Here is a 14337-nt window from a genome sequence, read left to right on the forward strand (position 1 = left end):
ACGCTGAAATATGTTAGATTATCTTCAAAATTATCGTTATTTTTCTGACAAATTCTAACACTTTTGATAGGTTAAAAAGGCTTTATGACGTATTTTATAGACGTTTTCTAATCTTATTATTTTGATAAACTGATATTCCAAGATAGATAAGAAAAAGCACTTTCACTCATAATGAGAGAAAGTGCCTAATTAGTAAATAGTCGCTTTTAAGTTCCAATATTTTCTAATAAAAACATGTAGAGAACTATTCTTCTGCCTCTTCTGGAGCTGCCGTGATGATTACCTTAAGTTTGGTTACACGACCATCCTTAACCTTATCATTGATAAATTCAAGGTGTTTGTCCTTGTTGATAACTGAATAGTGTTCCTTGACTTCTTGAGTAGGAATGGCTCCCACACCAGTCAAATAATAACCTGCGATAGTATCAACGTCATCACTCTCAAGTTCTGTATCAAAATGTTCATTGAAGTCGTTAAGAGTCATAGCACCCTCGACAATATAGGTATTCTCGCCAATTTCACGAACTTCAATACTAGATTTATCTGTTTCGTCGTCAATCTCACCAACGATTTCTTCCAAAAGATCCTCGAAGGTAACAAGACCAGCAACCCCACCGTATTCATCAAGCAAAATAGCCATCTGATTATTGGTGTTACGAAAGGCCGCCAAGAGATCATTAACGAAGATAGTCTCTGGAACAAAGAGAGGTTCATTCATAATTCGACGAAGTTTGATATTTTCGAAACCAAGTTCGAAACCTGCTTTTAGAAGGTTTTTGGTATGAACGACACCGATAATCTTATCCTTGTCGTCTTCGTAAACAGGAATACGAGAGAAACTTTCCTTGAGAATAGCTTGGATATTTTCTTGAGTATTGTCTTCAATATCAATCATGAAGGCATCTGTACGAGGGACCATAACCTCACGCGCCATCAATTCATCAAGAGAGAATACCCCTTGGAGCATTTCAATTTCTTCAGCCTCAAGTGTATCCTCACTCTTAGTCAACATGTACTCAATCTCATCACGTGTCATCTGCTCATCTGCATCATCAAAGGTCATAGGCGTCAAACGAGACAAAAGATTGGTTGACGCCGAAAGAATCCAAACAAAGGGACTAACAATCTTACCTGTAACAATAATGACAGGTGCCGAGTAGATGGCTAGATTTTCCTTGAGATTCATAGCGATACGTTTTGGATAAAGTTCCCCAAAAACGATAGAGATATAAGTCAAGACAACCAAAGAAATCATGCTACCTGCTGTCTTAGCCCAAGCCACATGACCAAACCAAGTCGCTATCACTGCACCTAGTGATGCAGAGAGACTGGCCCCTTGTAAGAGGCTAATAAAGGTAATACCAACTTGGATAGTTGATAGGAAGTTGTTTGGATTTTCAAGAACCTTGAGCAGGCGGATAAATTTCTTATCGCCTTCTTCTGCCTTTTGCTCCACACGTGAGCGGTTAAGTGATACAAGAGCCATCTCAGATGCTGAGAAAAAGGCTGTAAGCAAGGTTAAAATTAGTAGTAAAATAGATTGAAATAATAAGGACTGACCACTAGAGTCTTCCATTTTTTCTTCTCCTCTAAAAAAAATTCTGACTTTTATTATACCATAATTTCCCAATAAAGGCGTCTATTTTATGCTATAATTAGGGTAATTTATCATCAAAGGAGAGACTTATGTCACTTATACGATTAGAAAATGTCAGCTTGGTCCGCCAAGGAAAAACACTTTTATCTGACCTTAACTGGACAGTTGAAAAAGGACAAACCTGGGCTATCCTGGGACTTAACGGTGCTGGAAAATCAACCCTCTTACGTTTGTTGACAGCTGAATTTTTCCCTTCTGAAGGGAAGGCTGAGATACTAGGCTACACCTTTGGTAATGGAGACATCACAGGTCTTCGTCAACACATCGGTATCGTCAGTTCCTTTATCACTGAGCGTCTACCTCAACATATGACTGCTGAAAAAATCGTCCTTACCGGTAAGTACAAGAGCTCAATCCTCTACAAAGCCTATGGAGACAAAGAGCTACAAGAAGCCAAGGATATGCTAACTTCACTTGGTGCTGGAGATTTGATTGGTCGTAAATACCATGGCCTCTCTCAAGGGGAAAAGCAAATCTGTTTGATTGCTCGTAGTCTGATGGAAGATCCCGACATCATCATCCTTGACGAAGCAACTGTGGGCTTGGATCTCTTTGCCCGCGAAAAGCTCTTACGTCAGATCGACCGTATCACCTCGCTTCCTCACGCACCCCTGGTCCTTTACGTCACCCACCATGCTGAAGAGATTACTGAGAAGATGGACCACATCCTCCTACTCCGTCAAGGAAAAATCGTGGCACAAGGACCAAAAAATGATATCATCACACCGGAAGTTTTAGCTGACTTCTACCAAAATCCTGTTCAAATTATTCCAATTGATGACCATCGTTTTTACATTAACCCTCTTCTATAAAAATCGCTCAAAGAAACAAGTCCCCTAGACATTATCTGGGGGACTTGTTCTTTTATCACTACTCCTCTTTTATTCTAGATACACCATACAAAATTAAGGCTGGAACGATAAGCTGTTCTATAAAAATATATTAAAAAGAAGCCAAAATTTTTCTTGGCTTCTTTTTGTGATAACATTCATTGCTTAAGCTCGACCTCGAGCCAGATTAATCATATCATAGGTTAACGTGTTGCTAGTTTCTTTGAGAGAGTAATCCTCCAAAGTATTGACTTCCTTACGAAGCTGCTTGGCATAACGGCTAGAGATAAGTTCAGCCTGCTCGTACTCGTTGATAACCTTACGTTCCAAATAGTAGCCACGCAACATTTCATCAATATTGTCTGGATGAAGGTGAGTGATAACCCGCTCGACAAAGGCACCTGATTGAATAATCTCAGCCTCTTGAAGGCGACTGCGTTTCAGATAAGACAAGAGATCTGAGTGATAAACACCTTCCAGATTACTCAAGGCTTCCAAAATCTGCTCAGTATTTGTCAAATAGAGCTCAGTCATATGGTCGCGGTTTTCTTCCGTCAACCTAGGACCTCTTCTAGTATCATCCTGATCAATACGAAACTTGAAAGTAAGAGCTAAGTGTAACAATCTACGAAGGCCACGCACAAAGACAGCTAGGGCGTAAGAAAGGCTAGAGACAAAACCACGGTTGATACGACGTTCCAAGCCCTTGATATAACGTTGGTAGAGATTATATTCGAGTTCTGAAATCTTACCCTTCTTGTAGGCATATTCCAAACCCTCACTCTCAATTTCCATAATCATTACTCGGATATTGGCCAACTCTTCTTTGACATCATTTGATTCCTGCTCCAAGATTAAATCTTCCAAGCGTTGATTGTAGTTATCAATCGTAGCATAGACAGCCCCTTGATTGGTAGACTGTTTTAGATCTTTTTCCAACTCACCGACCACATCATTGAGAATGGCAATCTGCATATAATGGTTGGTCGTATGCGCTGGACCAGTGGCTAGCTTAGGTAGGACTAAAATCCCTGTTAAGAAGCTCAGCAAGGTCACACCCGCTACCGTAAAGAGTAAAAGACTATGTTCCAGAGCAGTCATATTGGCAACTGGAAGCAAAAGGATGGTTGCAATGGAAACCGTTCCTTTAACGCCAGAAAAGGTTAACAGAGTAGCACCCTTCCAGATTTTTTTTAGTGATCGTTTGGCCCTCCAAGCTCTTTGGGCAAATACTGCACTAATCATAACAAAACGAATGCCAAACATGGTCGCTGTTAAAAGGACGATAGCAAGCAGCATCCAGAGATTATCGTAGGTACTGCTACGCAGTACTGGCGTTGCTAGAGTTGGAAGTTCTGTCCCCAAGAGGAAAAAGACCATGCCATTAAGCATAAAGGTAATGGTTCCCCAAATCGTATGGGAAACGTTATCCAGCTTGGCATCAAAAACGGTGATTTTTTTGAAACGACTGGCAAGCGAAATCCCTGCTACGACAACAGCAATAATTCCAGAAGCATGAATTTCCTCGGCTACAAAGTAAGAGGAGATTGGTAGTACCAGCTCTAGTAAGAGAGCACCTGTGACATCTGCAGCATCCATATTGTCCAAAATGGTTAAAAAGAGACGATTAAATAAGGCTGTAATCAAGCCAACTAAAAAACCACCAAGCACAGAAATAACCAAATTCCAGCTCGCACCAAGGAGGGAAAAAGCACCTGTTGTCAAGGCAGTCACTGCCACCTGAAAGGCGACCAAGCCAGAGGCATCGTTCAGAAGACCCTCACCCTGCAAAATATAGCTAATCCACTTTGGGAAACTGAAGCGTTTGGAAATAGCGGAATAGGCAACCAAATCTGTTGGTCCAAGGGCAGCACCGATGGCTAGACAGGCAGACAAGGGCACCGAAGCAGGCAAGACGGCCTTAGCAAGATAACCGATTCCCAAGGTAGACACAAAGATAACTGGAAAAATTAAAAATAGAATAAGTTTCCAGTTACGTAGAATACTAGTGATATCACTTTCTTCACCCTCACGAAACAGCAAGGGAGCAATAATGAAAGCTAGGAAAAGTTCTGTTTCAAGCTCGAAAGCGCGTCCCTTAAAAAGTAAACCAATACCAACCCCAAAAATAATTTGAATCAAAGGCAGGGGAAGACGCGGAAAGACACGATTGATAACGTTCGATAAAATCAAGCTAAAAAGAAGAACAAGCAAAGCTAATGATAAATGCATAGCTCCTCCTACCCTTCCTTATGACAACAGTTTGAGAATAGTTCTTTTTGCTTACTAATTTTTTTATCAATGGCAGTGACATCTTCTTTGGCCAAAAGTTTATGGCAACGTTCAACCTCAAGACTAGCTAACTTTTTCTTAATTTTAGCCGTTTTACGATTATCAACCTTTTTTAAAGTATCCTCGGCACTTTGCTTGTCTATATATTTGGCCTGCATATCTGCAAGCTTTTCTTTAATATCTGTAATCATTGTAATTTCTCCAACATCACCAAAAATGGTGGGGTATTAATTTGATTAAGGGGTTGGTAAAGCATAGCTGTAAAATCACGCTGGTCCAAACCGATAACGTACTCAAGCACAGCATCCTTCTCCATATCGCCACCATCATGACCATAGTAAATCATAATAGCTAAACGACCACCCACCTCTAGACGGTCAAGAATTTTCTCAATGGCCTCAAGAGTCGTGTGGGGCTTAGTAATAACACTCTTATCTGCAGATGGCAGATAGCCCAGATTGAAAATAGCTGCACGAATAGGTTCCGTGACATAACGGTCCAGATTTTCATGACCATCTAAAATGAGTTCCGCATTTTCAATTGCCAAGTCCGACAAGCGTTGACGAGTCTTTTCGAGCGCCTGCTCCTGCACGTCAAAGGCATAAACCTTCTTGGCAAGGCCAGCTAGAAAGGCTGTGTCATTGCCGTTTCCCATGGTTGCATCGACAGCAACACTCTCATCATCCAGCACTTGAGCTAGAAAGTCATGAGACAGATGAATTGGTCGTTTAATCATGCTTTTTCCTCCTTCTCGTTAGCTACTTTGCACCCTTGCCATGAGTCACGACGTTCCATCTCTTTGTCAATGGCATTGAGGACTTCCCATTTGTTGAGACTCCACATAGGACCAATCAACATATCTCTCGGCGCATCACCAGTGATTCGATGAATGACGATATCCTCAGGGATGATTTCCAACTGGTCACAGATGATTGACACATACTCTTCCTGACTCAGCAATTTAAGACGCCCCTCGTGGTAGTCCCTTTGCATACGCGTATTGGTCATCAAGTGGAGGAGGTGGAGTTTAATCCCCTGAATGTCATTGTCCGTCACACAACGGCGAACATTTTCCACCATCATCTCGTGGGTTTCCCCTGGTAGCCCATTAATCAGATGCGATACAATCTCAGCCTTTGGCGCACGCTCACGCACACGCTTAACCGTCTCCACATAGAGATCATAGCTGTGTGCTCGGTTAATGAGCTCTGACGTTTCTTCATAAGTCGTTTGCAAGCCAAGTTCGACGGTCACATGCATACGTTCTGTGAGTTCTGCCAGATAATCAATCACATCATCTGGCAAACAGTCTGGGCGGGTACCGATATTGATACCAACAACACCAGGCTCATTGATAGCCTGTTCGTAGCGTTCCTTGATAACTTCAAGCGGCGCGTGGGTATTGGTAAAGTTTTGAAAATAAACCAGATATTTCTGAACTTCTGGCCACTTGCGGTGCATGAAGTCAATCTCATGGTAAAACTGCTCACGAATCGGTGCCTCAGGAGCTACAATGGCGTCCCCAGACCCCGATACCGTACAAAAGGTACAGCCACCATGAGCCACTGTGCCATCACGGTTGGGACAATCAAAACCCGCATCTATTGGTAGTTTGAAAATCTTTTCGCCAAAAATTTCACGATAGTAATCATTGACTGTTCTATAACGTTTTTTCATAAAGACTATTATAACACTTTGACCTAAAAAAGAGAGTAAGACTCAGACAAAAATCATGAATTTCTGCCTGTCCTACTCTCTTCTTATTTAGTCTTTTTCAAATAATCAATGGCTTCTTGAGCTGTTTTAACAGGGACGATTTTCATCTTGGTTCCCAGTTTCTTGGCAGCTTCCTTGGCCTCTTGATAGTTGGTTTTGGCATCCGGATCAGCCTTTTTCATTTCCTTGGTTACTGGATTATTTGGCACGAAGAAAATGTCTGCACCACTATCAGCCGCTGATTTCACCTTGAGGTAGGCACCACCGATATCACCGACCGAACCATCCTTTTCAATGGTTCCTGTTCCAGCAATCTTACGGCCAGCCTTGAGGTCTTGACCAGATACCTGATCGTAAATAGCTAGGGTAAACATAAGACCCGCACTTGGTCCGCCAACGCCATCAAGTTTAAACTTCACATTTTCAGGACTCTTAACCTCGGTATGATCTGTCAAACCGATACCAATACCATTTTTACCATTGGCAATCTTGATAATCTTACCAGTGGCAGTCTTTTCTTTGTCATCTGTCGTATAAGTGACCTTGACTTTTGAACCCAGCTTAAGTCCTTGAACGTATTTAATCAAGTCAGCAGAATTATCAAAGGTCTTGCCATTGACAGCTGTCACCGTATCCGCAATATTGAGGACACCCTTGAAGCTAGAATCATCAGCCACCTGAAGCACATAGACACCCATATACTCCAAGCTAGCCTCCTTACCGGCCAGAGTCAAGCCCTGATAAATCGCTTGGTTTTGGGAAGTCTCCATGTAAAATTGGTTGATACGCATGAAATCTTCATCAGAGTAATTCCCAGTTGCCTCTTCAGCTGTTTGAAGCTTTGCAAAATCATTAAGCTGAGCATAGAGCATTAAGGCTAAAGTCGCCTTGGTTTGGGCCACTGCCACAAAATTGTAGGATCCTTTTGAATCATCAGCTTTCTTGTCTACAGTCAAGACTTCCTTAGTATCAAAAGCACCACCCGGAAGCTCAACATAATAATTATTTAGCGGGAAAAAGAGGGCAAATAGGAGGAAAAGTACCGTAAAAATACTTAACAACCACCACTTAATCCGCCAAATTTTCCCTAATAGTGATTTAGATTCGTTCTTGTTTGCCACGCTTAGCCTCCACTTCCTTAACAACTGCTTGAGGAACATAGGAACTAATATCCCCCTCAAAATAAATCAACTCACGCACACGACTGGAAGAGACTGGTGTTACCTCATGACTAGCAATCAAATAAACCGTTTCAATTTCAGGGGCCAACCCCTTATTGAAATAATCCATATTAGCCTCATAGTCAAAATCTGTCGCATTACGAAGGCCTCGGACCAAATAAGTCACCCCAAGATCTCTGGCGACATCTACAGCCAGACTATCGTGAGCCGTTATAACCTTTACATTGGGAAGATCTGCCACGACCTCTTCCAAGATACGCTTGCGAGTCTCCACGTCCCAGAAGCCCTGCTTATTTTTATTATAAAAGAGACCGATATAGAGCTCATCAAAGAGCTTGCTGGCTCTGGCAATAATATCCATATGCCCATTAGTAATCGGATCAAAAGACCCCGTAAACATAGCAATCTTTGTCATAGCATTCCTTTCTACAACTTCCCTATCAAAGGCTAACGCACGTAAACGGTCACCTTACTGATACCATAGGTTTTCTGTTTCCAAATCCCAAAGTTTGAAATTTCTTCAGGCAGGTCCACAGCCTTATCCGTCTCGCAAACCAACATAACCTCCTCAGCTAAGAGCCCTTGCTCCTCTAACTGAGTAATATTGGCCACAATCTGCTCTTTGGCATAAGGCGGATCTAAAAGTACCAAGTCAAACTTTCCTGTCAATTGTGTCAGCGCACGCGCCGCATCCATCTTCAAAAGCTGGAACTGCTTCTCACTCTTGGTCATCTTGATATTTTCCTGAATAACAGCCTGTGCCCGACGATCCTTTTCCACGAGGACAGCAGACGACATACCACGACTGATAGCCTCAATAGCCAGACTACCACTTCCAGAAAAAAGATCCAAAACACGCCCTCCATCAAAGAAAGGACCAATCATATTGAAAATGGCACCCTTGACCTTGTCCGTTGTTGGACGAGTCGTTTTGCCTTCTAACGTTTTAAGCGGACGTCCGCCAAATTCACCTGCTACAACACGCAAGTCGGTCACCTCGTTTTTACTGATTTTTAGTAAGACTTTTCTATTATAACAAAAAACACGCATAGATGTTGGTCCAAAGGGGACTAGACAAGCTAAATCCCCCCAAGAGAACACAAAAAACTCGAGAACATCCCGAGTTTTTATTATTTTACTTATCACCAAGTGCAGTCACGTAGTTGTAGGCTTCGATACCAGCTGTGGCACCATCACCTACGGCTGTTGTAATTTGGCGAAGGTCTTTCTGACGGACATCCCCAATGGCAAAGATACCAGGAATACGTGTCGCCATCTTATCATCTGTAATTACCCAACCATCTTGGTCAGTGACGTCGAGACCTGTCAAGTAATCTGAAACAGGATCAAGTCCCACATAAACGAAGACACCGCCAAATTCGTGGTTAGTCACCTCACCAGTTTTGACATTCTTGATATCAACACTGCAAACCTTGATGTCATCACCCTTAATTTCTTCAACGACTGAGTCCCAGATAAACTTAACCTTTTCATTGGCGAAGGCACGGTCTTGAAGGACCTTTTGAGCACGCAATTCATCACGACGATGAACAATGGTCACGCTATTGGCAAAGCGTGTCAAATAAATTCCTTCTTCAACGGCAGAGTCTCCACCACCAACGACCAAGAGGTCTTGATTACGGAAGAAGGCACCATCACAGACCGCACAGTAAGATACCCCACGGCTGTTGTACTCTTCTTCGCCAGCAACACCAATGTGGCGATGTTTGGCACCAGTCGCAATGATCACTGTCTTGGTTTGGTACTCTTCATCACCAGTTTTGACAACTTTATAGTCACCCTTGTCTTCGATACCAGACACGATACCATAAAGATTTTCAACGCCCAATTTTTCCAAAGGTTCGAACATCTTCATTGACAATTCTGGACCAGAAATACTTTCAAAACCAGGGTAATTTTCAATATCAGACGTGTTATTCATCTGTCCACCAGGAGCACCTTGCTCCAAAGTTGCCACTTTAAGGTTGGCACGTGCTGCATAGAGTGCTGCAGTCATCCCCGCAGGACCAACTCCAATAACAATTGTATCGTACATAAGTAACTCCTTATATGATTTTCTTGTAGAGATATCTTACACCTAATGTGCCAACAAAGCTAGAATTATGCATTCAGCACGATAAGAATCGCCATAAAAGCAAATGCCAAAACTGGGATCGAAACCATCGACATCATAATAGCATCATAGAGGGCACCTTGACGCTCCTTAACAGTTTTGTCCGCACGACGTAAGGCACGCCATCCAAGCCAAATGGCACCAATCACCAAGCACACAAAGAAAGCAATCACAAGGCCTAAGAGGTAAAATTTAAAAATATTTAATAACATAAATCATCCTAAAGTGAGAAATAGAAAAGGCTGAGATAACATTCTCCAACCTCTAAATTCGACTAGTAATAACTGCACGATGCAGTTTCTGATTGGACTATAGTCGCCTTTGAAACATTCAAAAGTTCCTAATCATCCTTGTGGGACTTTGACTATGGACTAAAATGTCGTCCACTCCCACCACCTTTTCTATTGTAACAAAAATCTCATCTTAAAGATATTGTTTTGAATAAGAAGCGAAAAATTCTTTTGTTCGTTCTTCTTTTGGATGGTTAAAGACTTCGTCAGGTGTTCCTTGTTCAAGAATACGACCTTTTTCAAGGAAGAGCACCTTGTCAGCCACTTGATAAACAAAGTTCATGTCGTGACTGACCAAAATCATAGTTTGACCTGACTTAGCTGCATCAGCGATTGATTTTTCAACCTCACCAACCAACTCAGGGTCAAGAGCAGATGTTGGTTCGTCAAGCAAGAGCACATCAGGCTTCATTGCAAGGGCACGAGCCAAGGCCACACGTTGCTTTTGACCACCTGACAAGTGACGTGGGTAGTGGTTTTCACGATTAGAAAGCCCAACCTTAGCAAGCTCTTCTTTCGCAATCTTGGTAGCTTCTTCGTCAGAAAGTTTCTTAACAATCTTAAGACCTTCCTTAACATTATCCAAGGCTGTACGACGTTCAAAGAGGTTGAACTGTTGGAAAACCATGGCCAACTTACGGCGAAGGGTAAGGATTTGTTCTTTAGTGATAGTCTTAAAGTCGACTTTAAAATCATCAATGGTAATGGTACCAGAATCAGGTTGTTCCAAATAGTTTAAGCTACGAAGAATTGTTGATTTCCCTGCACCAGAGGCACCAACAAGAGCTACAACTTCACCCTTTTCAATGTCAATATCAATACCATCGAGAACCTTTTGACCTGAAAATTCCTTGGTCAAATTTTTGATACTAATCATTAGCGGTCACCTCCAATTCCAGAAATGTCAGTCACTTCAGGCGCCTTAATGGCCATGTGATTTTCAACTGAACGACCAATGTACTCAATCAAGATTGAGATTACCCAGTATACAAGGGCAACTGAGATATAACGTTCAAAGTAACGGTAGTCAGCACCACCCAAGATTTGAGCCTGAGCATACATTTCGACGATACCAGCACTAAAGGCAAGTGATGTTCCCTTAGTCAAGCCAATCAAACTGTTAATCAAACTTGGTGTTGCAATAACTGCCGCATTTGGAATAATAACACGACGGTAAACCTGTGCCGATGTCATCCCAAGAGAACGGGCAGCTTCGATTTCCCCAGCGTCAACGGCCTGAATCGCTGCACGAATGGTTTCACTCATGTAGGCTGCTTCGTTAAAGGCAAAGGCCGTAATCGCGAAGATAGCTGGTGGAATCTCATTGATATTCCAATCCAAACCAAATTCACCATTCAAATAACGAAGGAAGAGTGGTATTCCATAGTAAGTCAACATGAGTTGTACAAGGATTGGTGTCCCACGCAAGAAGCTCACAAAAACTGCTTGAATTGGATAAAGGATACGTACTCGATTGATCTTAACGACCGCAAAGACAAGGGCCAAAATCAAACCGAAGAAAGCACCTGCAATGGTCAATCCCAAAGTCAAAGGCAAGCGTTCCACAATCTTAGGAACAGCATCAAAGACTGCCTTCCATGAGAAGAGCTTACCAGCTGGCATCCAAGACGAAATCCATTTGAAGATAATCGTAATCAGTTGCAAAACATAGCCCCAAAGAATTTCTACTAGCCAAGACAAGGGAATGGCTAAAGCAACAGCTACTGCCAAACCAACCAAGCCAATGATAACTTGGAGATACCAAGGTGACCGATTAAATGCTTCTATACTCTTTTTCACAATGTCGCCCTTTCTTTCTAAAAAAGTAGGTTAGCCTAGTGCTAACCATTCAAATATCTTATCATAATTTTATAGTATTCATTTTAGCACGACTCAGAAAGTCTGTGAAATAGTCTTTTCTTATCATAGTGATAAGAAAATCGTATCACTGATAGTAATACCTTGTTAAGACCAAAAAGATTTGAACTTATTCCTTATTTAACGAACAAAGTGAGCATAAACCGAGGCTTTCCGGCGTGAGAAAAACACCTGAAACTTTAAAGTTTCAGGTGTTCGGAAGTTTTGAGACCTTAGGCTCAAAACTTAGTCATGGAGCTTCGACGAAGGTCGCTGACGTCCGTCATCACCTCAGGAAAGCCTCAAAAGAAAGCTTTGTGTTAAATCCAAAGCTGAGACAGCAGTCTCAACTTTTAACAGTCTTATTTCAAATCACTGACGTAATCGCCACCGAAGTATTCCTTGCTGAGTTTGGCAAGGGTTCCATCCTTCTTAAGCTCTTTGATACGCTTATTAACAAATGTCTTGAGTTCCTTACCTTGCTTATCATTTGAGAATAGAAGATATTCCAGACCATCAGTCTTCATACCGATATCGTCTTTAATCTTGTTTACAGCTAGCTTATAGCCTTGATCTTTGACAATGTACTCAGACGAAATCGCATCGTAAAGGATAAAGTCAATTTTTCCTTCTTGAATGTGTTGAATACGTGTTGAAAGACCCGTTGAGCTAGAAGCATAGTTGATAGTAATTGGTGTCTTGTCCGCATTGGCATGGTTCCAATTTTCAAGCAACTGAGCATAGTTAGAGCCAGGAAGCACCTCTGTCGTCTTACCAGACAAATCGTCTAGGCTAGTATACTTGGTACCCTCAGCACTAGTGATGGCATAGTTAGAACGTGAAATCGGATCTGAGAAACCATATTTCTGAGCACGTTCTTCATTGTAGTTGAAGTCGTTAGCCGCAATCTGATAACGTCCAGAATCCACCCCTGTCAAGATGGAATCAAAAGGTGTCGTTACAAACTTGACCTCATATTTGTCCGAATCCTTGAAAATAGCCTTGACCAAATCAATATCATAACCCTTGAAGTCGTCACCTTTTTTGAAAGTGAAAGGTGCCGTATCAGAGTCCGTCGCAACAGTAATCGTCTGCTTTTCACCAGATCCCTTACTGTCACTCTTGTTTCCACAAGCTGCCAAAGTCAAAACTGACAAGCCAAGAATCCCTAAACCTGCAAGCCATTTTTTCATATCTATAATCCTCGATACTTTCATTAATAGTTAGTGATAACAGTTTATCATCTTCATCCTTAGTCGTCTAATAATAAAAACCTAAGTGGTGATAGAAAATGGTTATAGGGGAATCGATACAACGAACAATAAGAAAAGAGCTGCCACTGGTGTGACAACTCTTCTCGTCCAAAAAAGCTTTCCGTACATGTTTAACATCAAATGCAATAAAACTCTATTTTCCCTTACTTGATGACTTACTGCTTGAATCGCTACTGTCTTCAGGTTGATAATCTGATAAATTCTTATGGATACGTTCAGCGTAAACGGCTCTGCTTCCTGATTCATCATGGTCAACCAAGGCTTCGGCAAGCTCTTTATAATCTTCTATAGAAATCGTCCAGTTGCCTCCATCATCTTTGGTTAGCTTGAAGGTCTTTTCTAGATTATCAGCACCTGTCAAAGGTGTATAGGCCATTTCTTTATCAATATCCTTAAATTGTGTCAAATCTCCGTTAAAGTTTTCACCATAAAGGAATTTCGTTGTGAGATCTTTGGCTTTACCTTTTTCCACATCGTTGTTATCAGCTTGATTCCATTGTTTCAACTTGTCAATATCGTTGTCATAGAGACTCATAAGGAGAGTACGAACAGCAGCTGCAGCACCATAGGCACTAACAGAACGTGAAGTAAAGGTAACTGTCGCTTCATTTCCTTTAACTTTGACATCTTTCAGCTTATAGTCCTGAATCTTACCAATCATATTACGACGGACCTTGAGGAACTTAGAAAGCACTTGGGTTGGAGTCTTGGCATCATAACCTTCAATGTATTTAAACGTATACTTGTCTTCCGGTGTATACCCCTTTTCTTCGATAGTATCTGCAACTTGTTTTTCAAAAACATTCGTTTCAGTCCAGGTTTCGTAATTTTCACCGTAGAGTTTTGAAAAACCGTTACTAGATTTTCCAAGCATAGTATCAATTAAAACTGTCGCATCAGCCTTGGCACGTTCTGTCGGAGTTGGTGTCGCTTTTTTCTTCTCAGCTGGTTTATTGGAAGCACAAGCTACGAGAACCAAGCAAGCTGCTAGAATCAGTCCTAAATAGGTAAGAACTTTTTTCATTAATATTATTCCCTCATTTCTTTTAGTTACTCTTTAAGATAGCATAGGTCTGATGATTCTTCAAAGTCACTTTCCAAAAGAA

Annotated in this window: 15 protein-coding genes; 1 reads left to right on the forward strand and 14 read right to left on the reverse strand. The window is 41.6% G+C overall.

Annotated features, from left to right (window positions below):
- Positions 1-244: 244 nt before the first annotated feature.
- Entirely contained in the window at positions 245-1576 is a 1332-nt protein-coding gene (locus tag HMPREF2877_RS08720) for a hemolysin family protein (protein WP_045769057.1), read from the reverse strand.
- Between the two features lie 110 nt (positions 1577-1686).
- On the opposite strand from HMPREF2877_RS08720, the gene HMPREF2877_RS08725 reads away from it, so the two are divergent.
- Positions 1687-2469 carry an ABC transporter ATP-binding protein gene (locus tag HMPREF2877_RS08725; RefSeq protein ID WP_045769056.1) on the forward strand — a complete coding sequence of 261 codons (783 nt, stop codon included), beginning with the start codon at positions 1687-1689 and terminating at the stop codon, positions 2467-2469.
- Positions 2470-2652: 183 nt separating this feature from the next.
- On the opposite strand, the gene HMPREF2877_RS08730 is transcribed toward HMPREF2877_RS08725, so the two are convergent.
- The 13 genes from HMPREF2877_RS08730 to HMPREF2877_RS08790 form a co-directional block, all read right to left on the reverse strand.
- On the reverse strand, positions 2653-4719 hold the full coding sequence (locus tag HMPREF2877_RS08730) for a cation:proton antiporter (RefSeq protein ID WP_004183325.1): 2067 nt from the start codon (positions 4717-4719) through the stop codon (positions 2653-2655).
- Positions 4720-4727: 8 nt separating this feature from the next.
- Positions 4728-4970 carry a hypothetical protein gene (locus tag HMPREF2877_RS08735; RefSeq protein WP_014634967.1) on the reverse strand — a complete coding sequence of 81 codons (243 nt, stop codon included), beginning with the start codon at positions 4968-4970 and terminating at the stop codon, positions 4728-4730.
- Entirely contained in the window at positions 4967-5515 is a 549-nt protein-coding gene (locus HMPREF2877_RS08740; RefSeq protein ID WP_045772008.1) for a tRNA 5-(aminomethyl)-2-thiouridylate-methyltransferase MnmM, read from the reverse strand. Before HMPREF2877_RS08740 ends, HMPREF2877_RS08735 begins: the two co-directional genes overlap by 4 nt.
- Positions 5512-6456, reverse strand: a complete 945-nt coding sequence (locus HMPREF2877_RS08745; RefSeq protein WP_004183328.1) for a tRNA modification radical SAM protein MnmL/YtqA — start codon at positions 6454-6456, stop codon at positions 5512-5514. Before HMPREF2877_RS08745 ends, HMPREF2877_RS08740 begins: the two co-directional genes overlap by 4 nt.
- Before the next feature lie 83 nt (positions 6457-6539).
- Positions 6540-7616: a SepM family pheromone-processing serine protease gene (locus HMPREF2877_RS08750; RefSeq protein WP_002884703.1), complete on the reverse strand. Its 1077-nt coding sequence runs from the start codon at positions 7614-7616 to the stop codon at positions 6540-6542.
- Positions 7594-8091 carry a pantetheine-phosphate adenylyltransferase gene (coaD, locus tag HMPREF2877_RS08755; RefSeq protein WP_014632676.1) on the reverse strand — a complete coding sequence of 166 codons (498 nt, stop codon included), beginning with the start codon at positions 8089-8091 and terminating at the stop codon, positions 7594-7596. The genes HMPREF2877_RS08750 and coaD overlap by 23 nt, the downstream gene beginning before the upstream one ends.
- 32 nt (positions 8092-8123) lie before the next feature.
- The gene (gene rsmD, locus HMPREF2877_RS08760; RefSeq protein ID WP_231910681.1) at positions 8124-8672 is read right to left on the reverse strand and encodes a 16S rRNA (guanine(966)-N(2))-methyltransferase RsmD; all 549 of its coding nucleotides are present in this window, start codon (positions 8670-8672) and stop codon (positions 8124-8126) included.
- Between the two features lie 139 nt (positions 8673-8811).
- A complete protein-coding gene (gene trxB / locus HMPREF2877_RS08765; protein ID WP_014632674.1) occupies positions 8812-9732 on the reverse strand; it encodes a thioredoxin-disulfide reductase in 921 nt (306 codons plus the stop codon).
- A gap of 65 nt (positions 9733-9797) precedes the next feature.
- The gene (locus HMPREF2877_RS08770) at positions 9798-10022 is read right to left on the reverse strand and encodes a DUF4059 family protein (RefSeq protein ID WP_002884393.1); all 225 of its coding nucleotides are present in this window, start codon (positions 10020-10022) and stop codon (positions 9798-9800) included.
- 211 nt (positions 10023-10233) lie between these two features.
- Positions 10234-10977 (reverse strand): amino acid ABC transporter ATP-binding protein, encoded by a 744-nt coding sequence (locus HMPREF2877_RS08775; RefSeq protein ID WP_014632672.1) that lies wholly within the window; start codon positions 10975-10977, stop codon positions 10234-10236.
- Positions 10977-11723 carry an amino acid ABC transporter permease gene (locus HMPREF2877_RS08780; RefSeq protein WP_096832659.1) on the reverse strand — a complete coding sequence of 249 codons (747 nt, stop codon included), beginning with the start codon at positions 11721-11723 and terminating at the stop codon, positions 10977-10979. Before HMPREF2877_RS08780 ends, HMPREF2877_RS08775 begins: the two co-directional genes overlap by 1 nt.
- Before the next feature lie 596 nt (positions 11724-12319).
- Positions 12320-13150: a transporter substrate-binding domain-containing protein gene (locus tag HMPREF2877_RS08785; protein WP_004183337.1), complete on the reverse strand. Its 831-nt coding sequence runs from the start codon at positions 13148-13150 to the stop codon at positions 12320-12322.
- A gap of 214 nt (positions 13151-13364) precedes the next feature.
- Positions 13365-14255 carry a hypothetical protein gene (locus HMPREF2877_RS08790; protein ID WP_004183338.1) on the reverse strand — a complete coding sequence of 297 codons (891 nt, stop codon included), beginning with the start codon at positions 14253-14255 and terminating at the stop codon, positions 13365-13367.
- Positions 14256-14337: the final 82 nt, after the last annotated feature.

The organism is Streptococcus sp. HMSC072D03 (assembly GCF_001812855.1).
Lineage (GTDB): Bacteria > Bacillota > Bacilli > Lactobacillales > Streptococcaceae > Streptococcus > Streptococcus salivarius_D.

Bases quoted from the DNA above. Each gene is read 5' to 3' on its own strand.
- HMPREF2877_RS08780 (WP_096832659.1), bottom strand. From the start codon at position 11,723: ATGCCAGCTGGTAAGCTCTTCTCATGGAAGGCAGTCTTTGATGCTGTT.
- HMPREF2877_RS08740 (WP_045772008.1), bottom strand. From the start codon at position 5,515: ATGATTAAACGACCAATTCATCTGTCTCATGACTTTCTAGCTCAAGTG.
- HMPREF2877_RS08770 (WP_002884393.1), bottom strand. From the start codon at position 10,022: ATGTTATTAAATATTTTTAAATTTTACCTCTTAGGCCTTGTGATTGCT.
- HMPREF2877_RS08785 (WP_004183337.1), bottom strand. From the start codon at position 13,150: ATGAAAAAATGGCTTGCAGGTTTAGGGATTCTTGGCTTGTCAGTTTTG.
- HMPREF2877_RS08745 (WP_004183328.1), bottom strand. From the start codon at position 6,456: ATGAAAAAACGTTATAGAACAGTCAATGATTACTATCGTGAAATTTTT.
- HMPREF2877_RS08720 (WP_045769057.1), bottom strand. From the start codon at position 1,576: ATGGAAGACTCTAGTGGTCAGTCCTTATTATTTCAATCTATTTTACTA.
- HMPREF2877_RS08790 (WP_004183338.1), bottom strand. From the start codon at position 14,255: ATGAAAAAAGTTCTTACCTATTTAGGACTGATTCTAGCAGCTTGCTTG.
- HMPREF2877_RS08775 (WP_014632672.1), bottom strand. From the start codon at position 10,977: ATGATTAGTATCAAAAATTTGACCAAGGAATTTTCAGGTCAAAAGGTT.
- coaD (WP_014632676.1), bottom strand. From the start codon at position 8,091: ATGACAAAGATTGCTATGTTTACGGGGTCTTTTGATCCGATTACTAAT.
- HMPREF2877_RS08725 (WP_045769056.1), top strand. From the start codon at position 1,687: ATGTCACTTATACGATTAGAAAATGTCAGCTTGGTCCGCCAAGGAAAA.
- HMPREF2877_RS08730 (WP_004183325.1), bottom strand. From the start codon at position 4,719: ATGCATTTATCATTAGCTTTGCTTGTTCTTCTTTTTAGCTTGATTTTA.
- HMPREF2877_RS08735 (WP_014634967.1), bottom strand. From the start codon at position 4,970: ATGATTACAGATATTAAAGAAAAGCTTGCAGATATGCAGGCCAAATAT.
- trxB (WP_014632674.1), bottom strand. From the start codon at position 9,732: ATGTACGATACAATTGTTATTGGAGTTGGTCCTGCGGGGATGACTGCA.